Genomic DNA, 25,860 nt, shown 5'->3' on the forward strand with positions numbered 1-25,860 from the left:
CTATCAAGATGACTATAACTCAATTGCAATATGTATTAGCTGTTGCCGAGCATAAAAATTTTACCCTTGCTGCCGAAAAATGCTTCGTTACCCAGCCAACACTGAGTATGCAGATTCAAAAGATCGAGGAAGAACTTAGTATTCAAATTTTTGACAGAAGCAAAAAACCCATTCAACTTACAGATATTGGTCAGAAAATTGTAAACCAGGCCAAGAATATTGTAAATGAGGCTGATCGTATTAAGGATATTGTAGAGCAGCAAAAAGGTTTTATTGGAGGAGAATTCCGTTTGGGAATTATTCCAACCATTATGCCAACGCTTTTACCGATGTTTCTAAACAATTTCATCAAGAAATACCCAAAAGTAAAACTCTTAATCGAAGAGCTTAACACGGATGAAATTATCCTGAAGTTAAAAAATGGTCATTTGGATGCTGCTATTGCCGCAACTCCGCTTGAAGACGAAAAAATAAAAGAAATCGTTTTGTATTTTGAACCTTTTGTGGCTTATATACCGGAACATCATGCCAGTTTTCAAAAAGAAGAAATTGAAGTTGCGGACTTAAACATTAATGAAATCCTGCTACTTCAGGACGGGCACTGTTTCAGAGACGGAATTTTAAATTTGTGTAAAAATGCCAGCGACCTGGATCAGAATAATTTTCAGATACAAAGCGGAAGTTTCGAGACCCTGATAAAATTAGCCGACGAAGGTTTGGGTACAACGCTACTTCCGTACTTGCACACCTTAGACTTAAAAGATTCAGACAAACAAAAACTGCGTAACTTTAAGGAACCTAAACCTGCTCGTGAGGTAAGTTTGATTTACCCTAAGAGCGAATTAAAAATACAAATCATTGACGCCCTAAGATCTACAATTGCAGGAGTTATTAAAGGAGCAATTGTTTTTCAGAACGTTCAGATCATCAGCCCGCTACAACAAAAGAAATAAAAATAAAAAAGGAGCCAATTTGGCTCCTTTTCTTTTATACTTTAATTAGTAGTAGACTTTGCTTTAATTCTGGTTTTTCAATAATGAAATTTAATAACCATTCTTGTAATTGTTCCATTTCGTACGGTAACAGTGTTTTGATAGCTTTTTCTAATTCTTTGCAGAAAAGTATCGGGTCGAAACTCACTCTCTCAAGTATTGATTTCGTGTAATCAAACATCATTTTTGACATAATAAAATAAGATTTTTTGGGGTTATCTATATTTTTAAACTCGCAACAAATTTAAACAAATATCATTCATAAGTACCGATTTTAACTTATTTTTTTAAAAACTTTAGCAACGAATACGATTTCTTAATAAACATAAACCAATATAGAATCATTCTAAACAACTCATTTAAACCTTTTTAAAGGCTCTAAACATTTCTCTTTTTCCGGGAGGTCCTGCCAATTTTTCAACCGTAAATCCTACCTCAATCATACTTCTTTTAACAACTCCGCGAGCAGCATACGTTACCAAAACTCCATTTGGCTTTAAACTTTGGTACATTTTTCGAAAAATTTCAGTACTCCATAGCTCCGGCTGCACCCGATATCCAAAGGCATCAAAGTAAATCAAATCAAAAATTTCAAAATCATCAATTTCATCAAAAAATTGTTTCCTTTTGGTTAACATAAAATCGGCACTGATAACCTCTTTCTGATTCCACTCACATTCGTGCATTTTTTCAAAAACATCCTTATAATTGTCAGCCTCCAATTCAGCAACATAATTCATTTCAAGTACCTCTTTCGCATCAACCGGATAAGCTTCTACTCCAACATAATCAATTTGCTGCTGTTTTTGTGCAGATTCCAAAAAAGTAATAAACGCATTCAACCCCGTTCCGAAACCTATTTCAAGAATACTTACCGGAGCAGCATCAAATAAAGAAAGACCGTTTTTTATAAATACATGTTTGGCTTCCTGAATCGCTCCGTGTTTGGAATGATAAGACTCATTCCATTCCTGCAAATGAATTGTAGTTGAGCCATCTAGCGTTTTAATTATTTCTCTTTTCACCTTATTTCGGAATTAACAATCTTTATCTATTGATATATGGGGCATTTTAAGTGCCAAATTTAGTCAAAACAAATGCGTAAAGCCTTAAAAAACGGTTCGTTTTTCATAAATTCTTTATAAAAATGTCTTAATTTTTTCACTTTATTATAAGATATATAAATCTCAGTTAAAGGGCGTAAATAATGCAGTTTTACTAAGCAAATTATATATTTTTACTTAATTTTGCATTGAGAAAAATCTATCACTCACCAAATCATAGCTTTAGATTTTCTTTAATTATTAATGCTAATTACATAAAAAAAACTTTACATATTAATTATGAGTACAACTCAAACCAACAAAATTGAAATCAGAAAAGCAACTTCGTCAAAAATAAGCGGAGTAGACTTTCAAAATTTAAGCTTTGGTTCTGTTTTTACAGACCATTTATTCGAGTGTGATTTTAAAAATGGAGAATGGCAAAATCCTGTCATTAAGCCTTATGCTCCAATTTTAATGGATCCGTCTTCAAAAGTCTTCCACTACGGACAAGCTATTTTTGAAGGAATGAAAGCTTATAAAGATGACAATAATGATGTTTGGTTGTTCAGACCGGATGAAAACTTCAAACGTTTTAACAACTCGGCAGTTCGTATGGCTATGCCAGAAGTTCCTGAAGCTGTTTTTATGGACGGTTTGAATGAATTATTAAAAATTGATCAGGAATGGATTCAAAAAGGAAATGGAAGCAGTATGTACATCCGTCCTTTTATGATTGCAACCGGTGCCGGTGTTGTAGCAAATCCTTCTGACGAATATAAATTCATGATTTTACTTTCTCCTGCACAATCTTATTACGGAGGTGAAGTGAAAGTAATTATCGCTGAACATTACAGTAGAGCGGCAAACGGAGGAATTGGAGCTGCCAAAGCTGCCGGAAACTACGCTGCACAATTTTACCCAACCAATCTGGCCAACAAAGATGGTTTCCAACAGGTAATCTGGACAGATGATGCCACACACACTAAACTGGAAGAAGCGGGAACTATGAACGTTTTCTTCAGAATCAATGATACTTTATTAACCGCTCCAACAAGCGAAAGAATCTTAGACGGTATTACCAGAAAAAGTTTGATCGCTATCGCAGAAAAAGAAGGACTTAAAGTTGAAGTTCGTCCTGTTATTGTATCAGAATTGGTAGAAGCGGCTAAAAATGGATCTTTAAAAGAAATCTTCGGAGCAGGAACTGCTGCTGTAGTAAGTGTAATTAAAGGTTTCTCTTATCAGGATACTTATTACGAAATGGCTCCTCTTGAGAATTCTTATGCTTCTTTATTAAAAGAAAAACTAACAAGTCTTCAAAACAAACTTTCTGAAGATACTTTTGGCTGGACTGTAAAAGTACAATAAGCAAAAGACAGCTCTATATAAAACAAACCCGACAGGCTATAAAACCTGTCGGGTTTTTTATGCTAAAGCAATTTTGAAAAATCAGGCTTAAAGTAGTTTGGCCCTTTCATTACTTTTCCGTCTTCTCTGTAAATTGGCTTACCGTCCTCTCCTAATTTACTCATATTACTGCGTTGAATCTCATCAAAAACAGCTTCGATTTTGTCCTGCAAACCGTGTTCAATAATAGTTCCACACAAAATATACATCATATCGCCCAAAGCATCAGCAATTTCAACTAAATCGTTATTCTGAACCGCCTCCAGATATTCTTCGTTTTCCTCTTTCATTAAATTATAACGAAGCAGCTTCTTTGTCTCTCCCAAATCAGCAATCGGTTCAAGGCTATGTCCTATTTTAAAAGCAGTATGAAACTCAGTCACCGCATCAAGTTGTTTCTTCATGATATTATTTTGATTAAATGAAATGGCAAATTAGCAACAATTCGTATACAATTCTCTAAATTTGCCAAAAATTATTTTCAACTATGTTTAGTCAAGGACAATTAATATTCGGACTCTGTTTTTTTATTGCATTCGTAATCGTAATGATATTTGCTTATCGAAAAGATCTTGCCTTACACAAGGTCTTTTACAAAGGCAATTATAAAGTACTACTGGTATTTTTACTTTTTATTGCCATTTTATTTGTAATTAAATTTTTCTTCAAACGATAAGACCGAAAAGAAAGTTTTCGATTTCAAATAAAACCTTTTTCAGTACATTTTATTTGATTTTCTCTTCCGATAATGGTATAAAATGTACTTTTACCAAAGTGTTATTAGTGCGACTAGTAATAAATTTATAACTTTACGACTCCAAATAAACCACTACAATGAAGATTCTTAAATATTTATTCCTACTACTATTATTGAGCCTTGTTGCCCTTACCGTTTTTGTTGCCACACAAAAAGGAATCTTTTCTGTGGAAAGAAGCAAAGTGATCAATTCACCAAAAGCTACGGTATACAATTACCTTAATGATTTTAGAAATTATGAAGATTTTGAATCCTGGTCTGTTGAAGATCCTACGATGAAGATGACCTTTCCTAACAAAACAGTCGGAAATGGAGCTTCTTTTTATTGGACTGGATCTGAAGGAAATGGAAACGCAATTACTCTAAAAACAAAAGACGGAGAAAGCATACAGCAAAAAATGAAGTATGACGGAACCGAAGCCGATGTAAACTGGACTTTTAAAGATACGTTGGCCGGAAAAACAAAAGTAACCTGGAAAGCATCCGGAACGATGAGTTTTTTATTTAAAGTTTACGCCGCTCTAAACGGAGGCTCGGACAAAGTAATTGGAACTATCTACGAAAAAAGTCTTGCCAATATTGACAAAAACTTAGATTACGAAACCAAAACATACGCTATAAAAGTTAACGGACTAGTAAGAAAGACTGAAACTCCTTATATCAGACAAACCTTTACGAGTGAAATTGGAAAAGTTGGTAAAAATGCCAAAATCGTTATTCCAAAACTAATCGAATTCAGTAAAAACAATGGGTTAGCCACGAATGGAAAACCATTTATTATTTACCACACTTACGACATTACAACGGGACTGGCTAAAATTTCGATTTGCTTACCTACCAGCCGCGAAATCGTAACTACTTCCGGAAGCGATATTTCAGGAGGAAAACTAAACGGATTTGAAGCCGTAAAAACCACTTTAAAAGGTGATTATTCGCATCTTAACGAAGCTTTTAAAAAAACAACTACTTTTATCAACAACGAAAAAATCACACCTGATTTAAGCTGGTCACATCTTGAAATCTTAACCATGAGCAAACTGGATGTAAAAAGTCCGTCTAAGTTAATGACTGAAATTTACTATCCAACAAAACCTAAAGTAGTTCCGGTTGCTAAAGTTCCTGTTTACAGACCAGCCACTACCGATCCGGCAGTAGCAAAACCTGTAGAAACACCTAAAAAGCCGGCAGAAGAAGAACAGTCAGAATTCTAAAATAATTTGGTTCATTAAACCTTTTGTTCAAAATTCATTCTAACACCATAAATAACGGAATTTGGCAGACGAGAAGGAATTTATTCAACAATTATTAAATCCTGCAACGCAAAATACCGCGTTTCAAAAGCTCGTATCTGATTATCAAAAACCGCTGTATTCCCATATTCGAAACATTGTATTAAATCATGATGATACAGATGATGTTTTACAGAATACTTTTGTAAAAGTCTTTCAGTATTTAAAAAACTTCAAGGGAGAAAGCAAGCTTTTTTCCTGGATGTATCGAATTGCAACCAACGAAGCTTTGACCTTTTTAAGTCAAAAAGCAAAACTGAACGGAATAACTTCTGAAGCACTACAAAATAAAGCCATCGACAATTTAAAAGCCGATGTTTATTTTGAAGGAGACGAAATTCAGATCAAACTTCAAAAAGCGATTGTAACCTTACCGGAGAAACAGCAATTGGTTTTTAAAATGAAATATTTTGAAGAATTAAAATACGAAGAAATCGCTGAAATTCTGGGAACTTCAGTCGGCGCTCTGAAGGCATCCTATCATCACGCAGTAAAAAAAATTGAAATATATGTTACCTCAAATTAAACCTTTTGTAATAACAACTGTCTAATAGCTACTATGAAAACATTTAATTTAGAAAACGAACCGAAAATAAAAACCGGATTTAAAACTCCGGAGAATTATTTTGATACTTTTTCAACAAAGGTTTTACAGCAAATAAACGAAGAGAAAGAAGTAAAAGTAATACCGCTTTACAAGCGTAAAAAAGTACTTTCGATTGTGGCTGCCGCAGTTGTTTTTGCAGCTTTACTGATTCCTGTGATCAACCATTACAATACATCCAAAGATCTTGACGAAGACACTCTGGAAACGTATTTATCTTATCAATCCAACTTAAATCAATACGATTTGATTCGTGAACTGGACACAAAAGACATTGATAAACTCGGTAAAAATGTTGCTCTTGAACAAGAAACTCTTGAAGACATCTTAGCTACCAACCCTAATATTGAAAATTTAATTTCAGAATAAAACTAAAATTTCAAAAGATGAAAATTAAAAATATACTTCCGATACTTCTATTCTTTATTACATTCTCCTTTTATGCACAGAATGACAAAACAGACGAAAAACGGGAAAAGATTAAAGCTTATAAAGTTTCTTTTTTAACGACAGAATTGGAACTCACCTCCACAGAAGCCGAAAAATTCTGGCCCATTTACAATACATACGACGACAAACAATATGAATTGCGTCACGAAAAAATGAAAATGTATTTGCGTAAACTAGATGATGACAACATTAGTACCATGTCTGAAAAAGAAGCAGCTTCACTCCTCTCACAAATGGAAAGCGCAGACAAAGAATTATATACACTGAGAGACAAATACAACAGCAACTTAAAAAAGATCCTTTCTGCAAAGAAAATCTTAAAGCTTAAAAAATCAGAAGACGACTTTAACCGCAAACTATTAAAACAATATCGCGATAAAGCCGGAAAAAACTAATATAACAAAAAGCAACAACAGCGAAAACCCCATATAATAACTTGCTTTATTATTTGGGGTTTTTATTATTTAAACCTGATTCTGATTACTTTATTATGGCCTGCTGCAATTGCAGTATTTCTATTCAAAAAACGAATGGTAAACAATTTTGTATCCGTTGATAATTGCGTCCAGTTCTCTCCTCCATTTTGCGAATACTGGATTCCTTCAGAACCTACACAAATAATTTCTTTACCATTTCCACCAGGAACGTATTGCACGCACGAAGCATATCCAAATCCCATACCCTGACCAATTAGCTGCCAGGTTTTTCCTCCGTCAGTAGTAAAGGCTTTATTGTCCTTTTTTTGTTCCGGAAATTCGTAATCACCGCCAGCGATAAATCCGTGTTTTGAATCGTAAAAATCAGCTGTAAAAATACCGGTCATTGTTTTTCCCTGTACAATTGGTGTTTCAATTACCTTCCAGGTTCTTCCTTTGTCCGGTGAATAAAAAACACGCGCCTTTTTTCCTCCCGAAACCAGCCAGGTATCATTTCCTTTTATTACTATATTTGAATTACTGGCTGCAAAAGCCGCTTCACCCTCTGCATTGGTTGGTAATTTATCCGATAAAATTTTGGTCCAGGTTTCACCGCCGTCACGTGTCACGATAATTGAAAAAGTATCTTCTGTAGGATCACCAATCGCAATTCCTTCTTTATCGTTCCAAAACTGCATACTATCGTAAAACACCTTCGAATTTACTTCTTTGTAAACTAATTTTACTTTCTGAGTTTTTTTAGACACCTGATAAAGCAATGCAGGATTTCCTACACTCAACAAAAAAATATTATTTGCATTCTGAGCAATACTTCTAAATTCCAAATTCAACGTATCGCGGTAAATATGATCTTCAAATTTTTCTTTTTTATCCAAATCATAAAACCCAAAACGGGAGTTATCAGCTCCATACCAAATTTTATTTTTATCGATTGAGATGGCTCTGATACTAATTTTATCCTGAAATAAAGTATCTATCTGAATTGATGTAAAACCCGTATTAAAAATCCCTTTACCATTATTATTCAAGGTTTTAAAAGACATTAACAAAATTAAAGCACCAAAAAAGAATATTACTTTTCTCATAAAATTAGTTTTTTAGCGCTAAAATACAATTATTTATAACACTTGAAATAAGTTTCGCTTTTTTTTCTGGCACAGTAATTGGATACCTCAAAATATTAATCATAATACGATTTAAAAATGAAAACGAAACTACTTTTTATAGCCCTCCTGGCAATAGGTTTGAGTTCTGTACCGGTACAAAGCCAAACTACTGTTTACGCAAAAAACTCAGACATAAGCGATAACTTAGATTTAAGAGCTGTTGCGTCTATTTTTGGAGAATCAGCTAATCTGCAAGATTTTGAGAGACGTTTAAACGACTCTAAATATCAAATTTCCAATCTTGATTTGAACGATGATAATCAGGTCGATTATTTACGTGTAATCGAATCTGTAGAAAACAGAACTCACGTTGTAATTATTCAGGCGGTCTTAGATCGTGATGTTTATCAGGACGTTGCTACAATTGATGTAGAAAGAGACAACTACAACAGAGTAAATGTACAGATCGTAGGGAACAGCTACTTGTATGGAGCCAACTACATTTACGAACCTGTTTATAATGTAGCTCCGGTAATTTACACTTCATTTTGGGTAACCAATTACAGACCGTATTACTCTAGCTGGAGTTGGAATTACTATCCAAGATATTACTACGCCTGGAGACCTTACCCAATTTACAGATACAGAAACAACATTAATCTGTGTATTAATGTAAACAATAGCTACAACTATGTAAACACGAGAAGAAGTTACAGAGCTCCTGTTATCTATGAAACAAGACGTACATACGGTTACGAAACCAGACGTCCTGATTATAGTTTTGCACAAAGAAATTCGAATGCTACTAACAGATATGATTTAGATCAAAGACGTGTTACCACCAGAGATTACGGAAGAAATCAAAATACATACACGACAAACAGATCCAATTCAGATAGAGTATCTACTACAGACAACAGAACCTCAACCAGAAATTATGGAGAGAACAGAACAACATCTGACAGAACTTATACTACAAACAGAACCTCTTCTAACAACAGAGACAATTCAGGCATAAGCACAAATCCTGTAAGAGTTGAAAATACCGGCAGAAGAGATTACGGTCAAAACAATTCGAATGTTTCCAGAGGAAATTCACAAAGCTATGGAACTACGGAAAGAGTTGCGAATCCTCAAAGAAATGAGTCTTCCAGAAGTTATTCAGAAAACAGAGGAAATTCAGAGAGACAGAGTTCGCAAAACACGCAACGTTACGAATCTCCAAGAGCAACTCAGGAATCCAGAGGCAGTGAACCACAAAGAGAAAGCGGTTCTAACGGAAGAAGTTACGGTGGTAGACGAATTTAATACCAAATTTCCAATCTTATATAAAATGAAAAGCACAATTTAACGATTGTGCTTTTTTTTATCTTTTTAGTTATAAGTGAGGTTAGTTTATTATAAAACGTTAAATTTGCAACCGTCTTTTATAAAAATATACATGAGCGCATCGCATAAAAACTTACATAGTAAGTTGTCTATAGGGGGTTTACTGATAACATTGGGAATTATTTATGGAGATATTGGTACTTCTCCATTGTATGTAATGAAAGCCATTCTTGGTGATTACGCCATTAATTCTGATATCGTTCTTGGTGGAATTTCATGCGTTTTCTGGACTTTGACGCTTCAGACTACAATAAAATATGTGCTGATCACGTTAAGTGCCGACAATCATGGTGAGGGTGGAATTTTTGCCTTATATGCCCTGGTCAAAAAAACCAAAATTCAATGGCTCATTGTCCCCGCAATTATTGGAGGAAGTGCCTTATTAGCTGACGGGATTATTACCCCTCCAATTTCTATTTCTTCGGCTGTAGAGGGAATCCGGGCGTTTTATCCGACTATGCAAACGGAGACTATTGTTTATATTGTTATCGCAATTTTATTCATTCTTTTCACCATACAACAATTTGGAACCAAACTAGTTGGAAAGTTTTTTGCTCCAATGATGCTGATCTGGTTTGCTATGTTGGGAACTCTTGGAACAATTCAAATTCTAAAATTTCCTGAAGTAATTAAAGCGGTAAATCCGTATTATGCTTATCATTTATTATCCATTCATCCTGACGGTTTCTTCGTACTTGGTTTCGTATTTTTATGTACAACAGGTGCCGAAGCTTTGTACTCTGACATGGGACATTGCGGAAGAAAAAACATCAGAATCAGCTGGGTATTTGTAAAAACTACTTTGGTTTTAAACTATTTCGGACAGGCTGCTTACTTAATCCATCATGAAGGAAGTACGCTGCAACAACTGGGTGGAGAAAATGGAAATCCTTTTTATTTGATTATGCCACACTGGTTCCTTCCGTTCGGAATTGTGGTAGCTACTTTGGCAGCGGTAATTGCTTCTCAGGCACTTATCAGCGGATCATTTACTTTGATCAACGAGGCTATGCGACTGAACTTCTGGCCAAAAGTTAAAATTAAATACCCTACCGAAGTAAAAGGACAATTGTATATTCCATCGATCAACTGGTTATTGTTTTTTGGTTGTGTTGGAATTGTTTTACACTTTGAGAAATCAGGAAATATGGAGCACGCCTATGGTCTTGCCATTATTCTGTGTATGATCATGACGACCATTTTACTGAATTACTATCTCATCATGAAACGTGTAAAACTGTACCTGATGGTGCCGTTAATCACTATCTATTTACTGATTGAGTTTAGTTTCCTGATTGCTAACATTACTAAATTTGCCGAAGGCGGTTACGTAACTTTAATTATTGCGATTGCTTTAATCTCTATCATGACGATATGGTACCTGGCTAAGAAAATCAACAAAAGCTACACCAAAATCATCAAAATTGATGACTATAAAAAGGTATTGATGGAACTAAGCGAAGACTTATCTATCCCAAAATACGCTACTCACCTGGTTTATATGACTAATGCTAATCGCGTTGATGAATTAGAAGAAAAAGTAATCTATTCTATTTTACAAAAGCGTCCAAAAAGAGCTGATATTTACTGGTTTGTACACGTAAACATTTTGACAGAACCGTACAAAACACAATACAAAGTTACCGAAATAGCTAAGGACGATATTTACAGAATCGATTTTAATTTAGGATTCAGAGAGCCTACAAAAATTAATTTAATGTTTAGAGAAGTAATTCGCGATATGGTAAAACGTGGCGAAGTAGACATCACCAGCCGTTACGAATCTTTAAACAAAAACAATATTATCGGAGACTTTAAATTTGTTTTATCAGAGAAATTCCTATCTAACGACAACGATCTAAGATGGCATGAAAACATTATCATGAGTTCTTATTTCTTCATTAAAAAACTGAGTTTATCTGAAGAAAGAGCTTTTGGTTTAGACAGTAGTTCCGTAAAAATTGAAAAATTCCCAATGGTGCTACACGCTCCTGAAAATATTGGACTGACACGTATTACGAAATAAATCATTCCAAAATATAATTAACAAACACTCTTTTAAACTTTATTAGAGTGTTTTTTCTTTTAAAAAGAAGTTAAACGAACAATCAAAATTAAAAATTTAACTTTCAATCAATTAATAGTACCTTTGCAACTCAAATAATTAAAATGAGATTACACAGAAATTTAGTTTATACTACCATCGATTCTTTAAATGCTATTTTCAATGAAGGAGAATATGCAGACAAAGTGGTAGCCAGAGCCTTAAAAAAAGACAAACGTTGGGGAAGTTCCGACAGGAAGTTTGTTGCTGAAACGATATACGAAATTGTTCGCTGGAAGCGACTATATGCAGAAATTGCAGAAGTAAAAGAACCATACGACAGAGATAACTTATGGAGAATGTTTGCGGTTTGGGCAGTTTTGAGAGGATACCCTATTCCGGATTGGAGACAATTGGAAGGAACTCCTGAGAGAAAAATAAAAGGTCGTTTTGATGAGCTTTCTAAAATTAGAGCTTTAAAAGAATCTATTCCGGACTGGATGGATGAATTAGGAGTAAAAGAATTAGGAGAAAAAGTTTGGGCAAAAGAAATTGCTGCTCAAAATCAGCCGGCTAAAGTTATCTTAAGAACCAATACGCTTAAAGGTACCAAGGAAAACTTGAGAAACACGTTGATGGATTTAAATATTGAAACGGAATATTTAAAAGATCAGCCTGAAGCTTTAGTTTTGAAAGAAAGAGCCAACGTATTCTTAACGGACGCTTTTAAACAAGGACTTTTTGAAGTTCAGGATGCCAACTCGCAATTAGTAGCTGGTTTTCTGGATGTAAAACCTGGAATGCGTGTGGTAGATACCTGTGCTGGAGCGGGAGGAAAAACATTGCACATTGCTTCGTTAATGGAAAACAAAGGGCAGTTAATTGCAATGGATTTGTACGAAAGCAAACTGAAACAATTGAAATTAAGAGCCAAAAGAAATGGCGCTTTTAATATCGAATATCGTATAATTGACACTACAAAAGTGATCAAAAAATTACATGAAAAAGCAGACCGTGTTTTAATTGATGCGCCTTGTAGTGGTTTGGGAGTTTTAAAAAGAAATCCTGACTCTAAATGGAAACTGCAACCTGAATTTATTGATAACATTCGAAAAGTACAGGCTGAAGTTCTGGAAAGCTATTCGAAAATTGTAAAACCGGGCGGTAAATTGGTCTATGCCACTTGCTCCGTTTTGCCATCAGAAAATCAGGAACAGGTAGAGAAATTTTTAAAGACCGAAATCGGAAAGCAATTTACATTTATTAAAGATCGTAAAATACTAGCCTCAGAATCTGGATTTGACGGATTCTATATGGCGCTTTTAGAGAGAAAGGCTTAACAATAAAGTTTTACTATAAAAAAATCCAAATTCCAATCGATACAATTGGAATTTGGATTTTCTTTTTTTTCTATTGTTTGCAAAGGATCAATTTGGACACATATCTGGTGAAATCAAACAATATGGCGGGATATTGCCACATGTTGGCGGTTGTGTTAACTGCTTGGTACATCGCAATTGATAGCCATTTAAATAATAAATAAAATCACCGCCTTTAATTTGCTTTAATTCGCTTTTACTTAATTGCTCAACATTTGTCAGATTTAAGATAAATTTCATAATTATTAGGTTTTAAAGTTAATATCTTATAAATATAGGTAATTTTTCTTACTTCTAACAAAGTGCTTTTTTACACCAAACTAGGCTTTCGCAACAGCTTCCCATTCTCATTTTCTTTAAACTTCGGAACAAAAACAATTTCCTTTGGTTTTTCATATTTGCCCAATACATCAAAAAAATCAGAAGCAAACTCTTGTTTTTCTCCTTCAATCACCAGAATTAGTTTTTCTCCTAAAGTAGTATCCGGAACTCCGGTTACAAAAAACCTGCTGTTTATCTTCCCTATCAGCTTACTTTCGATTTGTTCCGGAATTAACTTTACTCCTCCACTATTCACTACATTATCAATTCTTCCTAAAAATACAAACTGATTTTCATTAACCAGCTCCACCAAGTCATTTGTAACGATAGGTTCCTTAGAAACCGAAGCCAGATGAATTACCAAACAGTCACGATCATCCTTGTCGATTTTCACATTTGGAAGAATCGAGAATGCTTTTTCTCCTACTCTTTTGGCAGCGATATGTGTAATAGTTTCCGTCATCCCGTAGGTCTCGTAAATCTCGGTCTTTAGAGGAAGTAATTGCTCTTCAAGCGCACTATCGATCTTAGCCCCTCCAATGATAAGTTTCTTCACATTTTTCAATTCTTCAACAGAATTTTGAACCTGCAAAGGAACCATGGCGACAAAATCATATTTAGTTCTATTTAAAGCCAAAGGTGCCGTGCTTGGCGAAACAACATCAATATCCAACCCCAAAATCAGGCTTCGAACCAACATCATTTTTCCGGCTATAAATTGTACAGGCAAACAAAGCAAGGCTTTATCACCGGGTTTTAGTCCGAAAAAGTCACCTGTAGCTAAAGCAGACTGAATCATCGCCTGTTTTTCGAGACGGACTAATTTCGGAAGTCCGGTCGTGCCGGAAGTTGTCATTTCAATAAACTCTTTCTTATCGAACCAATCCAGCAAAAACTCACCAATAGCTTTTTCGTATACATCTCCTTCTTTGATGTAACTGTAACCTATACGGCATAAATCTTTCCCATTTAAATGATAACCATTTAACTTAAAGTAATTATGGACATTTTTATGTGTTAATTTTGACATGACTGTGTGTTTTAATTTAAAGATTCTACAACATTTATTTCCCCCGTTAATTTTTCTTTCCAGTTACTCCAATTGTACTTCTTACTAAAAATAAAAAGCAGCACAGGATAAACTACAACCACCGGCAATAGTACATCTACACCGGCCGAAGGCTCTGATATATCAATAAAAAGAGAATGCGTTTGAAAAACCGACCAATCGGAAGTCACCAATAAAGCTCCAACCAGATTATTAGCAGCATGAAAACCCAATGCCAGTTCCATTCCGTCATCCATTAAGGTAATCACTCCTAAAAACAAACCAGTTCCGATATAATACACCATCACGATATACCCCATCTTTACGACCTCTGGATTAAAGACGTGCATCGAACCAAATATAACAGAAGTCATCAGTAAAGGAAACCACCTGTTTCGCGCTAAATTGGCAAATCCTTGCATAAGATACCCCCTAAAGACATATTCTTCAGTAGAGGTTTGTATGGGTATTAACACCGTTCCAATTACCACTAAAATTAAAAAAGGTACTAATTTAAAATTCCAAACAAAATTCTCGGGAGAACTAAAATACAATACCACAAAACTCAAAACAGAGAACAAAGACCATAATAAAAAAGAAAAAGCAACTCGTCTCCAATCTACTTCTGCTCTTGAAGTAGTAACGGATAAAAGAGTCTGACGGTGCATATATTTTACCACATAATAAATCCCTACAAAGGCGAAAGCAAAAGAAATCATCACCAAAAACAAGGTCAAATTGGGTTCAAACATTTTCATAACCGCTGCATCATTAGAAGGAAACGCCTTCCCGGAAATCCAACTCTTATAAAACACTGCAAGAGAAAAAGGAATCTGACCGATAAAAGATGCTATAATGATTAAAACGGATCCTAAAAGATACAACCAGAACTTATTATGAGGTTTAATTCCTTGTTCTAAAAACATATTGATAATAATTTAAAAAATGAGAATTCGATTTAATAACTAAATCTTATTTTTGGCACTGCTAAAATACCTATTTCAGTTTAATTATCTTACAACATTTTAAATATAACAAAATGATACAAATTTATCACAACCCACGTTGCGGAAAATCAAGAAATTGCCTGGCTTTTATTGAAAACACAAAACAGGAATATCAAATTATCCATTATCTGACCGAAACGCCGAACTTTAATGACTTAAAAAAACTTCTTGAGAAATTAAACCTTAAGCCGATGCAATTGGTTAGAATTAAGGAAAAAATCTGGATTGAAAATTACAAAGGAAAAGAACTGACCGATGACCAGATCATTGAAGCTATGGTCGAAAATCCTATTTTGATCGAGCGCCCGATTGTTGTAAAAGACGACAAAGCAATCATTGGCAGAGACCCTGAATTAGTAGCTTCTTTTTTAGATCAATTATAAAGAACCATATTAACAAATTTTTGTGATTTTTCTCTTTAAACCAAAAGTTACATTTGCCGTCTAAAGAACAAAAGAAACCAAAAATCACAATGAAGAAAATCAAATTTGCTGTATTACTTGTATGCCTATTTACAAGTTTGTACAACTATGCACAACAGGCACCTCCTGCCAGAAACAAGGTAAAGGTTACCGGGAAAGTTCTCGAAAAAGTAAGCAAACAACCTCTTGAGTACGCTACCATTTCGATCACAGCCCCAAATGACACCAAAGTTATTGCTGGTGGAATCACCAATCCAAAAGGAGAGTTTGATGTGGCTATTGCCCCGGGTACTTACGATATAAAAGTTGAATTTATTTCGTTTAAACCTACATTTATTAAAGGGAAAACAATTTCCGGAGACACTGCTTTAGGTGTTGTAAATTTATCAGAAGACGCTGCGCAATTAAGTGAAGTTGTCGTTCGTGCCGAAAAATCAAGTGTCGAAATAAAACTGGACAAAAAGGTTTACAATGTTGGACAGGATATGATGGTTAAAGGTGGAACAGTAAGTGATGTTTTAGATAATGTTCCTTCTGTTTCTGTTGATTCTGAAGGAAACGTAAGCTTGCGAGGCAGTGACAATATCCGAATTTTAATTGACGGACGCCCTTCAAATGCGATCAATGTGGCCGAAGCTTTACGTCAGCTTCCTGCAGATGCTATCGACAAAGTAGAAGTAATTACTAATCCATCAGCACGTTATGATGCAGAAGGAGGATCAGGAATTATCAATATCATTCTTAAAAAAGGAAAAAATCAGGGGTTCAACGGAACTTTTATTGCTTCTACAGGACTTCCTGAAACTTATGGTTTGAGTGCCAACTTAAATTATAAAACCGAAAAACTTAACTATTTTACGACTGCGGGTTACAACTACAGAACCAATGAAGGTATGGGTTTAACCAATACTTCTTATTATAATGCTGATGGATCTCCAAAAGGTTATTTAGATGAAGATCGTGATACCAAAAGAATCCGAAACGGTTTTAATGCAAGAGCAGGTATGGAATGGACAGTTGCTCCTAATACTTTCTGGACAAATGCCATTAATTATCAAAAGAACTCGGGTGAAGATAAAGATTACATTAACTACAATAATTTTGACGCCGCTCACGCTTTTACAGGAACAACTAATCGTTTTAATAATGCCGATACCGGAAGCGAGAACGTAGAATTTACTTCGAACTTAATCAAAAATTTCAACGATAAAGGACACAAACTTACTGCCGATTTATCGGTTTCCAGAAATACAGACGATAGTGACGGGCTTATTACCGCTTTACCTACTTCTAATACTACTCTAAACGATCAGGTACAAAAACAAATACTACTTCAGACAGATTATGTTCTTCCATTAGGAAAAGGAAGTCAGTTTGAAGCGGGGTACAAAGGAAGTTTTGGTGACTTAAACAACGAGTACAACGTTACAAATCTTATAAATGGAGAATATGTTATCGATCCAAAAAAATCAAATACTTTAGAATACAAAGAGAACATCAATGCACTTTATGTACAGTATGGACTCAAAGTCAATAAATTCTCTTATTTATTTGGTTTACGTTGGGAAGACACTAATATTCAAGTGAACTTATTAGACAATAGTGTTTTTAACACCAAAAAATACAACAACTTGTTCCCAAGTGCTTTTGTTAGTTATGAAATTTCAGATCAGAGTAACTTCACTGCCAGTTACAGCAAACGTTTATCAAGACCGAGAGGACGTTTCATGAATCCGGCTCTTAATTACGCCAGTAACATTAATATTTTCCAGGGAAATCCTGACTTAGATCCATCCTTAACCGATAAATTTGATGTAGGATATATTAAAAGATGGGAAAAAGTAACCTTTAGTTCTTCAGCTTATTTCGAAAATACAAAAGATGTTTTCAGCTTTGTCAGAACTCCAAATGGAGATAAAGTAGACGGAATTCCTGTTATCCTAAGCCGTCCTATTAACTTAGGAAAAGAGCAAAAATATGGTTTCGAATTCACCTTCAATTACAGTCCGTATAAATGGTGGAAAATAAACAGTAACTTCAACCTTTACAATGTAAAAACAACCGGAGAGAACACTTATACAGACACAAACAATAAAGTGATTGTACAAAATCTGAACAATCAGGCCAACACCTGGTTTGCCAGAATTAGTTCAAAAGTTACATTGCCATACAAAATTGACTGGCAGTTAAGCGGTACCTACAATGGTTCACAAAAGACAGCACAGGGTAAAATTCTAGACCAATTTGGAATGAATACTGCTTTCAGTAAAGATGTATTGAAAGACAAAGCAACAATTGCGTTTAATATCAGTGACATTTTTAACTCAAGAATCATGAGATCGTATACTTACCTTCAAAATGACACCACTCTTGAAAGTCAAACATCTTACGGCGAAATGCAATTCCGTAAACGTCAATTCAATCTATCGTTTACGTACCGCTTCAACAAACCAAAAAGTGACAGAGAAAAACCGGGCGCACCTAAAAATGATGGTGACGGCGGAGGAGAATTCCCTGGATAATCTCACTTAAAATCCAAACTAAAAAATCCAAATTCCAATTAAGTTTTACAAAATTGGAATTTGGATTTTTTTTTTTGATTTTGGAATTTGAATATTACTTATTAAAATTTCATTCTTCAGCATAAAAAAAGGACTCGCAAAACGAGTCCTTTTTATTGAAATCAACTAAAATTTAAGCTGATTGTTCTTGCTTTTTCTTTGCTCTTTTCTCTTTGAACATTTCCCAGCTAGCACCCGTAACCCAATAAGATACGAAACCTACTAAGAAAAACATCAACCAAAACCCTATAGTTAGTATGGTCAAGAAAAGTAAAAAACCTAAGTACTGTGAAAATTCAAACATGTTTTCCGGAATTTTTGAATGTAAGGACAAATGTAAGCCTTATATTTTTCGTTACCAATAAAATCCAAATCAATTTTCTGGAAATAACATTTATGCTTATATTTATACTCATTTTAAATAAGCTTTTTTTCTTATGGATGACCGCCATTTTACTGAACAATCTCATGCACAAGAACATGAGAATTTTCAGAAGCTAATTCCTGCTGTCCGCTATATCTTTTGTCCCGAACCCCGGCACAAAAGGATGCCGCTGCCATCAGGGCTAGTGCATTCATTTTCATAAGAAATTTCAGTTTTCAGCAAACATTTTACACTTTACAAATAACTTTTTACATACAACATAATGAAATACAGAATAGAAAAAGACACGATGGGTGAAGTTCAGGTTCCGGCAGATAAATATTGGGGAGCACAAACGGAACGTTCCAGAAACAACTTCAAAATTGGTGCAGCAGGATCTATGCCACCGGAAATTATTGAAGGCTTTGCTTATCTTAAAAAAGCAGCTGCTTATGCCAATTACGATCTGGGCGTTTTACCAATCGAAAAAAGAGATGCTATAGCAGCAGTTTGTGACGAAATTCTTGAAGGAAAACTAGACGATCAGTTTCCTCTTGTCATCTGGCAGACTGGTTCGGGAACACAAAGCAATATGAATGTGAATGAAGTAATTGCCAATCGCGCACAAGTACTGAAAGGATTTAACATTGGAGAAGGCGAACAATTTATAAAAGCAAACGACGATGTAAATAAATCACAGTCTTCTAACGATACTTTCCCAACCGGAATGCATATTGCTGCTTACAAGATGATTGTTGAAACCACTATTCCGGGAGTTGAAAAACTGCACGCTACTTTGGTAAAAAAAGCAACCGAATTTAAGGATGTGGTAAAAATCGGTCGTACACATCTTATGGATGCTACCCCCCTAACCCTTGGGCAGGAAATTTCAGGTTACGCCGCTCAATTGTCTTTTGGATTAAAAGCCCTGAAAAACACTTTAGCACATTTATCTGAAATCGCTTTAGGCGGTACAGCAGTTGGTACCGGATTAAACACTCCAAAAGGATACGATGTAAAAGTAGCCGAATATATTGCAAAATTTACGAATCATCCCTTTGTTACTGCCGAAAACAAATTTGAAGCTTTGGCTGCACACGATGCAATTGTAGAGACTCACGGGGCTTTAAAACAATTGGCAGTTGCTTTAAACAAAATTGCCAACGATGTGAGAATGTTAGCGTCAGGACCACGTTCAGGAATTGGCGAAATTCATATTCCCGAAAACGAACCAGGATCGTCTATCATGCCCGGAAAAGTAAATCCAACCCAATGTGAAGCTTTAACCATGGTTTGCGCTCAAGTGATTGGAAATGATATGGCAATCGCTGTTGGCGGAATGCAAGGACACTATGAACTAAATGTTTTTAAACCGGTTATGGCAGCCAACTTTCTGCAATCGGCAAGATTATTAGGAGATGCCTGTGTTTCGTTTGATGAACATTGTGCACAGGGAATCGAACCCAACTACAAACGTATTAAAGAACTGGTAGACAATTCACTGATGTTGGTTACAGCTTTAAATACTAAAATAGGCTACTACAAAGCTGCCGAAATTGCTCAAACCGCTCACAAAAACGGAACTACACTTAAAGAGGAAGCCGTTCGTTTAGGATACGTTACCCCGGAAGATTTTGATGCCTGGGTAAAACCGGAGGAGATGGTTTAATTTTTTTGTTTCAAGTTTCAGGTTTCAGGTTTCAGGTTATTAAAAAAGGAGAAAATTTTGAATTTTCTCCTTTTTTAATTAAGCTCTTTTTTATTTGTTCAATACTTCAACTTGAAACCTGAAACCTGAAACCTGAAACTTGAAACAAAGTTTCTATTTTCCGTCTACATAATCCTGCAGGTAACTAAATCGTTCTGTTAGTTTTCCTTTCTCGGTTATTTTAGCACGTTTTAAGATTCCGTCTTTATCACCATTGAAGAAAGCCGGAATTACATGTTCCATAAATTGCTCTCCGAAACCTTCACTTGCATCTTTCGGAATTTCGCACGGTAAATTATCAACCGCCATCACTGCTACTGCCGCTGGATGAAAAAGATCCACTTCTATATCTTCTAAAGGAAAATAACCGTACAAAGGATCGGCAATTGTCGAAGACCTTAACGTGCAGGCAATTGGTCCGTTAACATCACAAGAAATATCGGCAACAACTTTTAACTTACAGTCGTTCGCATTCAGCATTTCACGTGTTAAAATCATCGGTGCTCCCGTCGCATAAAAATGACCTGCGAAATAAATATCCGTTACTTTTGTAAACTTCTCAAAATCAGAAACATATTCTTCAGGATGTGCTACAAAATCTTTAAAATCAACCACCTGACCGTCAATACGCTTGTTGTATTCTAAAACATCTAACTGTACATAAACAGCCTGCGCATAATTTTTAGTCAAATAATTATCAACTGTAACCTCTTTTACTTTTATAGCATCCAAAATCTCTTTGGCACCACTCCCTACTTTACCCGTTCCGGTAATCACAAATTTCAAAGCGGGCATGGTAATGCGCTTCAAATGTTTAATTAAAGCCTCTTTTCCGTCAAGTGTTTCTGCTTTTGGCAGCTTAAACAACTCAAACTTAATCCCAAAAGCACGAATTCCGTTGTAAACACCAACCATTCCTGCGTATCTTCCAAAACCAATTAAACGGCGGTTGTGAGCATCAACTATAGTTTCATGATCGTATAAATCAATATTTTTTTCCAAAATAGCCTGTAACAGTTTTCGGTTATAAGGCTGTTTCTTAATAGTATGCGAAAAGAAGAAGTAAGCCTTATTCGGAATCAAATTCTCAACCGGAACTTCTTTTACTCCAAATAATACATCACAATTAGAAACATCTTCCGTAACGGTGATTCCCATACTCTTATATTGTATATCCGAAAAAATCCTGATATCAGAACTTTCTACCTCAACAACTGCTTCGTGATAAAGCTGTTTGAGTTTTGTAAGTTCATTAGGAGCAAAAACAACTCTGCGATCCGGCGGGTTTTTTCTTTCTTTTATGATTCCAAATTTCATTTAAACGGGTTTAAAATAATTATTAATATAACTTTTTACATCTTATTTGTTTCAAATATAACAAATTTAGTTAAAATTTTGTTGAAAAAATACAATTTAGAATGTTTAAAAACCGTTAAAAGCTGACAAACAACCAAATAAATAAACAAAATCTTAATTTTTTGTTAAATCGTGCTTTTAGAGCCTCTCAAAACAGCCAAACATAAATATTGAATTCTATATATTTGTTTTTAAAGAATGATGAAAATGAGCCTCCTTAAAAAAACAAATATACCACAAATACTTTTCCTGTTATTAGTTTTAAGTTCTTGTGGTAATGATAAAAAAACAACCGCCGATACTACCACTACAACAGAAGATACTTTACCGAAAATGAAACCGTTAGGTCCTGAAAAAAGAATTTCGCAGGCCTATATCAATTCAGTTGCAGGAAGAATAAATCACTTTTACAATAAAAACTGGCCCAACAATACGATGAACGGAAGTTTTTTGGTCGCCCGAAACGGTCAGATTATTTTCGAACGCTATAATGGTTTTGCCAATAAAAACGAAGGCACCAAAATAACCGCAGAAACTCCTGTTCAGATTGCTTCTGTAAGCAAAGTTCTGACTGCTACTGCTGTTTTAAAACTGGTTAATGCCGGGAAGATCGATTTAGATCAAAAGGTAAATACGATTCTAAAAACCTTTCCGTACGAAGACTGCACGATCCGAATGCTGCTGGACCATCGTACCGGAATGCGTAATTATGCCTATTTCACAGACAGAGACAAATCTGTTTGGGACAGGCACAATCAGCTTACCAATAAAGATATCCTCGACATTTTAGCGACCAAGAACATTGGTTTGGAGTCCAGAACCGGAACGCGTTTTAGTTATTGCAATACCAATTATGCGATGCTGGCTCTAATTATTGAAAAAATTACGGGCTTAACGTATAAAGAAGCCATGCACCAAATGATTTTCAAACCTTTAGGAATGAAACACACCTACGTTTTTGACGATGATAAGGACAGAAAAAAAATTGTTCCTTCTTATAAAGGTAATGGTGTAGAAATTGGTTTTGATTATTTGGACAATGTTTACGGGGACAAAAATATTTTTTCAACAGTGCGAGATCTATTAAAGTTTGACCGCGCCAGAAATTCACCTGATTTTTTAAAACCTGCCTTACTGAAACAAGTTTATACCGGATACAGCAATGAGCGTAAAGGAACCAAAAATTACGGATTAGGAATCAGAATGATCAATTGGGAAACCGGACAGAATTTTTATTTCCACAATGGCTGGTGGCACGGCAATACTTCTTCTTATATTACTTTAATGAAAGAACACGTTACCATTATTGCCTTGTCGAACAAAATGACCCGAAATACCTATGCGGTTCGCAAACTGGCACCGATTTTTGGCGATTACCCGTTTAACTTCAAGGACGAAGAGTAATACAATAGTCGTAAAGTCAAAAGTCGAAAGCCTAAAGTCCTAAACAGTTGCAATATTGGCTTTGATCTATTTTTAAATACCATCAATTGTGAGGAAACAAGAAGTAAGCGTTTGACTTTAAAAACTTTACAACTTTTGACTTTCGACTAATACTGAATAATACAATTTTCTGAAAAATTTATTACAAAACTAACTGCAAATAGTATAAATTTGCAAACTCATTTTTGGGGTCGACTGGTTTTGACAGCAAGTCGAATTGAAAAGTAAGCACGTCGAGCATTGAGACCTTGCTCGTAAATATAAGATCTTACAATTTTACACGGCGAAAATAACTACGCTTTAGCTGCATAATCCGAATTATAGTAAGATTGCGCCACGTTCCTACAAGGTAGGAAAGCTGGATTCTCCTTGAAAGCCTTGGTTTGTGGCGGTCAGTACAGGGGAACCGTAAAAATAAACCTAGATTTCCATGAGCTTCGGGTGGATATCGAAATTAAGAAGATAAGTGTTGAGTGGTTGTTCCTGACCTAGCTTAACATCGAAAATCCAATCAGGAAATAAACGTGTAGAAAGCTCTTTAGTTGCTTGTTTGGACCCGGGTTCGATTCCCGGCGACTCCACAAAAAAATCGCAATAATCTAAACTTAGATCATTGCGATTTTTTGTTTATAAGAACTTTTCGAAGAGCAGGGATTCTATTCTTCCAGAAGGATAGTCTATTCTAAAAACAGACATAATATCTGACAAAAAAGAATGTTTTACTGGATATTTTTTTATCTTTGAAATTCAGGTTTTTTAATCAAAATCGCTTTATCTTTGAGCTTTTAGAAATATTGACACGCATTATGGAACAGAAAATACATCAGGGAAGAAACGTAAAACGCTTCAGAGAAATGCTCAACATCAAGCAGGAAGCATTAGCTTATGATCTGGGCGCAGACTGGAACCAAAAGAAAATTTCGATGCTGGAGCAGAAAGATGTAATTGAAGACAGCCTGTTGAAACAAATTTCAGCGGTATTAAAAATTCCTGTTGAAGCTTTTCAGAATTTTGATGAGGAACAAGCGATAAATGTTATTTCTAATACTTTTACAAGTAATGATACATCAACATTAAATGCAGTTAATCCACACTGTACATTTAATCCAATTGACAAAATTGTTCAATTATATGATGAAAAAATTGCGTTATACGAGCGTATGTTGAAAGAGAAAGATGAAATGATGGTGAGGCTTGAGAAATTAATCGGTAAATAATTATTTATAGAGATATATAATTTTACAAAGAGACTCGAAAGTCTCTTTTTTTTTGTTTTTAGAATGTTATTTAAGGGTGCGGAAGTCAAGATAGATTCGTATAGTTTTTCATGATAGCTCTTTGAAGAGCGGAGGACGAATCTACATAAAAAGAAAAACCGTACTTACTCGAACAGTTTTTCCGAACAGATATGTTAAGTTTCTTAGTAGTTAATTTATGACTTTAGGTTTTTAACCTAAATTAGCATACTGAAATCTTCAAGACTTTATATATCACCAATTATAAATGCATTAAAGAGTTTTTTATTAAAAATTTTGGTCGAGCATTATTTTTATAAAAAAATTATGAATATAGAATTTAAATAATCCCTATCTTAATCTTGTATTATAATAAACAATTTTAATAGTCTCAAAATTCATTAAATTTACTCTAAGATACTAAAGTTATACAAAACAAATCCGAGACTTATTTGCATTATAAAAAGTATTTTTTTTTATAAATAGTATTTAATATCTATATTTAATTTAATATCTATATTTACTGAAAATTTCATTTTCTATTTAAATGAATATAATTGTACAACAATTTCATGTATTTAAAAGATATCTAATCTGAATGAAAGAAATAATTGAAATCTATTCTAAGATAGTTGTTGCAACTTTTGGGTTTATTGGCCCTTCTTTTACTTTGCTTATATCAATTTTTATTGATGCAATTGAAAAAGCAAGAATAAAAAATGAACATGAACTAGAAACTATTAAGTCATATTACAACGATTTGTATCTAAAGAAAGGAGTCGATGATATCGAGAAGGAAATGAAGGATATCATTAAAAAAAATGAAAAACGCAAGAAACAAGTAATTAGAGAATTAAATTTACTAAATCCTAAAAGACAAATAAAAAGAGTTTTTATTCCACTTATTTTATCACTAGTATTTATCAGTGTTTACTATTTTGCAAGGACTAATTATTGTCAACTAGACTTACCATTCGTTATTATTTTAAAATGTTTAGCAATAATTATAAGTGGTATTTGTTTTGGCTATAGCTTATTTGCTCTTTGGCAAATATTAAACATGGTAATAGAAGCGAAACAAATTCTTATTAAGGACAAAAACGATAAGGTTCTTAAACAAGAAACAGAAGTAGAAGTAGAAAAATTAGGAGAATTATCGCCTCCAGAGAATAAAAAATAAAAATTATGGCAGCATTTAAAATTTTACAAATAGTAGACGGAGAAACTATTAAGGTTGTACCAAAATGGTCTCTAATTACACCGGATGGAACAAAATTAATAGGTGATACACTCAAGGTAAAAGGATATGATTTATCGCATTCTTCTAATAAAAATTATGCTGTAGATAAATTAAAGAAATTATTAACAAATAAAGAATTGATTCTAAAAAATCCAAAAATATTAGACAGTAGTAATATAACAGATGCCAAAATAAGCTGTAATGTTTTTGTAGACGATATTGATATATCAAATTATTTTCCAGAATACAAAATGT

25 protein-coding genes and 1 other RNA gene are annotated in these 25,860 nt (G+C 34.5%); 17 read left to right on the top strand and 9 right to left on the bottom strand.

Going from position 1 to position 25,860, the window contains the following annotated elements:
* Nucleotides 1-8 precede the first annotated feature (8 nt).
* On the top strand, nucleotides 9-953 hold the full coding sequence (locus C245_RS0108240; RefSeq protein ID WP_017496116.1) for a LysR substrate-binding domain-containing protein: 945 nt from the start codon (nucleotides 9-11) through the stop codon (nucleotides 951-953).
* A gap of 34 nt (nucleotides 954-987) precedes the next feature.
* On the opposite strand, the gene C245_RS24525 is transcribed toward C245_RS0108240, so the two are convergent.
* Together C245_RS24525 and mnmD are read right to left on the bottom strand one after the other, a co-directional pair.
* Nucleotides 988-1,185 carry a hypothetical protein gene (locus C245_RS24525; protein ID WP_017496117.1) on the bottom strand — a complete coding sequence of 66 codons (198 nt, stop codon included), beginning with the start codon at nucleotides 1,183-1,185 and terminating at the stop codon, nucleotides 988-990.
* A 166-nt stretch (nucleotides 1,186-1,351) separates the two neighbouring features.
* Nucleotides 1,352-2,017 (bottom strand): tRNA (5-methylaminomethyl-2-thiouridine)(34)-methyltransferase MnmD, encoded by a 666-nt coding sequence (gene mnmD / locus C245_RS0108250; protein ID WP_017496118.1) that lies wholly within the window; start codon nucleotides 2,015-2,017, stop codon nucleotides 1,352-1,354.
* Between the two features lie 318 nt (nucleotides 2,018-2,335).
* Here mnmD and C245_RS0108255 point away from each other — a divergent pair, with 318 nt between their 5' ends.
* The gene (locus tag C245_RS0108255) at nucleotides 2,336-3,406 is read left to right on the top strand and encodes a branched-chain amino acid aminotransferase (protein WP_017496119.1); all 1,071 of its coding nucleotides are present in this window, start codon (nucleotides 2,336-2,338) and stop codon (nucleotides 3,404-3,406) included.
* 62 nt (nucleotides 3,407-3,468) lie between these two features.
* Here C245_RS0108255 and C245_RS0108260 read toward each other — a convergent pair whose 3' ends face one another.
* Nucleotides 3,469-3,849, bottom strand: coding sequence for a nucleoside triphosphate pyrophosphohydrolase family protein (locus C245_RS0108260; RefSeq protein ID WP_017496120.1), 381 nt, complete (start codon nucleotides 3,847-3,849; stop codon nucleotides 3,469-3,471).
* A gap of 430 nt (nucleotides 3,850-4,279) precedes the next feature.
* On the opposite strand from C245_RS0108260, the gene C245_RS0108270 reads away from it, so the two are divergent.
* The 4 genes from C245_RS0108270 to C245_RS0108285 all read left to right on the top strand — a co-directional run bounded on the left by C245_RS0108270 (nucleotide 4,280) and on the right by C245_RS0108285 (nucleotide 6,940).
* Nucleotides 4,280-5,413 (top strand): SRPBCC family protein, encoded by a 1,134-nt coding sequence (locus C245_RS0108270; protein WP_026109949.1) that lies wholly within the window; start codon nucleotides 4,280-4,282, stop codon nucleotides 5,411-5,413.
* A 61-nt stretch (nucleotides 5,414-5,474) separates the two neighbouring features.
* Complete coding sequence (locus C245_RS0108275; RefSeq protein WP_017496123.1) at nucleotides 5,475-6,017, top strand: RNA polymerase sigma factor; 543 nt, start codon at nucleotides 5,475-5,477, stop codon at nucleotides 6,015-6,017.
* 33 nt (nucleotides 6,018-6,050) lie between these two features.
* A complete protein-coding gene (locus C245_RS0108280) occupies nucleotides 6,051-6,464 on the top strand; it encodes a hypothetical protein (RefSeq protein ID WP_017496124.1) in 414 nt (137 codons plus the stop codon).
* A 17-nt stretch (nucleotides 6,465-6,481) separates the two neighbouring features.
* Complete coding sequence (locus C245_RS0108285; protein ID WP_017496125.1) at nucleotides 6,482-6,940, top strand: hypothetical protein; 459 nt, start codon at nucleotides 6,482-6,484, stop codon at nucleotides 6,938-6,940.
* Between the two features lie 65 nt (nucleotides 6,941-7,005).
* Here C245_RS0108285 and C245_RS0108290 read toward each other — a convergent pair whose 3' ends face one another.
* Entirely contained in the window at nucleotides 7,006-8,067 is a 1,062-nt protein-coding gene (locus C245_RS0108290) for an oxidoreductase (RefSeq protein ID WP_017496126.1), read from the bottom strand.
* 117 nt (nucleotides 8,068-8,184) lie between these two features.
* On the opposite strand from C245_RS0108290, the gene C245_RS0108295 reads away from it, so the two are divergent.
* From C245_RS0108295 to C245_RS0108305, 3 genes are all read left to right on the top strand, one after another.
* Nucleotides 8,185-9,396 carry a hypothetical protein gene (locus tag C245_RS0108295; RefSeq protein WP_017496127.1) on the top strand — a complete coding sequence of 404 codons (1,212 nt, stop codon included), beginning with the start codon at nucleotides 8,185-8,187 and terminating at the stop codon, nucleotides 9,394-9,396.
* A 133-nt stretch (nucleotides 9,397-9,529) separates the two neighbouring features.
* Complete coding sequence (locus C245_RS0108300; RefSeq protein ID WP_017496128.1) at nucleotides 9,530-11,503, top strand: KUP/HAK/KT family potassium transporter; 1,974 nt, start codon at nucleotides 9,530-9,532, stop codon at nucleotides 11,501-11,503.
* A gap of 143 nt (nucleotides 11,504-11,646) precedes the next feature.
* Entirely contained in the window at nucleotides 11,647-12,861 is a 1,215-nt protein-coding gene (locus tag C245_RS0108305; RefSeq protein ID WP_017496129.1) for an RsmB/NOP family class I SAM-dependent RNA methyltransferase, read from the top strand.
* An 87-nt stretch (nucleotides 12,862-12,948) separates the two neighbouring features.
* Here C245_RS0108305 and C245_RS24240 read toward each other — a convergent pair whose 3' ends face one another.
* The 3 genes from C245_RS24240 to C245_RS0108315 all read right to left on the bottom strand — a co-directional run bounded on the left by C245_RS24240 (nucleotide 12,949) and on the right by C245_RS0108315 (nucleotide 15,195).
* Nucleotides 12,949-13,140 (bottom strand): bacteriocin, encoded by a 192-nt coding sequence (locus C245_RS24240; protein WP_157495800.1) that lies wholly within the window; start codon nucleotides 13,138-13,140, stop codon nucleotides 12,949-12,951.
* Nucleotides 13,141-13,210: 70 nt separating this feature from the next.
* Nucleotides 13,211-14,251, bottom strand: coding sequence for an AMP-binding protein (locus C245_RS0108310; protein WP_017496130.1), 1,041 nt, complete (start codon nucleotides 14,249-14,251; stop codon nucleotides 13,211-13,213).
* 11 nt (nucleotides 14,252-14,262) lie between these two features.
* Nucleotides 14,263-15,195: a CPBP family intramembrane glutamic endopeptidase gene (locus C245_RS0108315; protein ID WP_017496131.1), complete on the bottom strand. Its 933-nt coding sequence runs from the start codon at nucleotides 15,193-15,195 to the stop codon at nucleotides 14,263-14,265.
* 113 nt (nucleotides 15,196-15,308) lie between these two features.
* Between C245_RS0108315 and arsC the strand changes: the two genes are divergently transcribed.
* Both arsC and C245_RS0108325 read left to right on the top strand, forming a co-directional pair.
* A complete protein-coding gene (gene arsC / locus C245_RS0108320; RefSeq protein ID WP_017496132.1) occupies nucleotides 15,309-15,659 on the top strand; it encodes an arsenate reductase (glutaredoxin) in 351 nt (116 codons plus the stop codon).
* Between the two features lie 89 nt (nucleotides 15,660-15,748).
* The gene (locus C245_RS0108325; protein WP_017496133.1) at nucleotides 15,749-18,220 is read left to right on the top strand and encodes an outer membrane beta-barrel family protein; all 2,472 of its coding nucleotides are present in this window, start codon (nucleotides 15,749-15,751) and stop codon (nucleotides 18,218-18,220) included.
* 492 nt (nucleotides 18,221-18,712) lie between these two features.
* Here C245_RS0108325 and C245_RS24695 read toward each other — a convergent pair whose 3' ends face one another.
* Nucleotides 18,713-18,838: a hypothetical protein gene (locus C245_RS24695; protein WP_255348297.1), complete on the bottom strand. Its 126-nt coding sequence runs from the start codon at nucleotides 18,836-18,838 to the stop codon at nucleotides 18,713-18,715.
* A 68-nt stretch (nucleotides 18,839-18,906) separates the two neighbouring features.
* Here C245_RS24695 and fumC point away from each other — a divergent pair, with 68 nt between their 5' ends.
* Entirely contained in the window at nucleotides 18,907-20,292 is a 1,386-nt protein-coding gene (gene fumC, locus C245_RS0108340) for a class II fumarate hydratase (RefSeq protein WP_017496136.1), read from the top strand.
* Nucleotides 20,293-20,445: 153 nt separating this feature from the next.
* Here the strand turns inward: fumC and C245_RS0108345 are convergent, their stop codons facing one another.
* Nucleotides 20,446-21,648 (bottom strand): NAD(P)-dependent oxidoreductase, encoded by a 1,203-nt coding sequence (locus C245_RS0108345; protein WP_017496137.1) that lies wholly within the window; start codon nucleotides 21,646-21,648, stop codon nucleotides 20,446-20,448.
* Between the two features lie 240 nt (nucleotides 21,649-21,888).
* Here C245_RS0108345 and C245_RS0108350 point away from each other — a divergent pair, with 240 nt between their 5' ends.
* From C245_RS0108350 to C245_RS0108365, 5 genes are all read left to right on the top strand, one after another.
* Nucleotides 21,889-23,091: a serine hydrolase gene (locus C245_RS0108350; protein ID WP_017496138.1), complete on the top strand. Its 1,203-nt coding sequence runs from the start codon at nucleotides 21,889-21,891 to the stop codon at nucleotides 23,089-23,091.
* Between the two features lie 226 nt (nucleotides 23,092-23,317).
* Nucleotides 23,318-23,714, top strand: a transfer-messenger RNA (tmRNA) gene (gene ssrA, locus C245_RS24000).
* A 222-nt stretch (nucleotides 23,715-23,936) separates the two neighbouring features.
* Nucleotides 23,937-24,347, top strand: a complete 411-nt coding sequence (locus C245_RS0108355; protein WP_017496139.1) for a helix-turn-helix transcriptional regulator — start codon at nucleotides 23,937-23,939, stop codon at nucleotides 24,345-24,347.
* A 616-nt stretch (nucleotides 24,348-24,963) separates the two neighbouring features.
* Nucleotides 24,964-25,545 (top strand): hypothetical protein, encoded by a 582-nt coding sequence (locus tag C245_RS0108360; RefSeq protein ID WP_017496140.1) that lies wholly within the window; start codon nucleotides 24,964-24,966, stop codon nucleotides 25,543-25,545.
* 5 nt (nucleotides 25,546-25,550) lie between these two features.
* Nucleotides 25,551-25,860: hypothetical protein (locus tag C245_RS0108365; RefSeq protein WP_026109950.1), on the top strand; the 310-nt coding region annotated here is incomplete at its 3' end.

Source organism: Flavobacterium sp. WG21, assembly GCF_000335775.1.
Taxonomy (GTDB): Bacteria; Bacteroidota; Bacteroidia; order Flavobacteriales; family Flavobacteriaceae; genus Flavobacterium; species Flavobacterium tructae.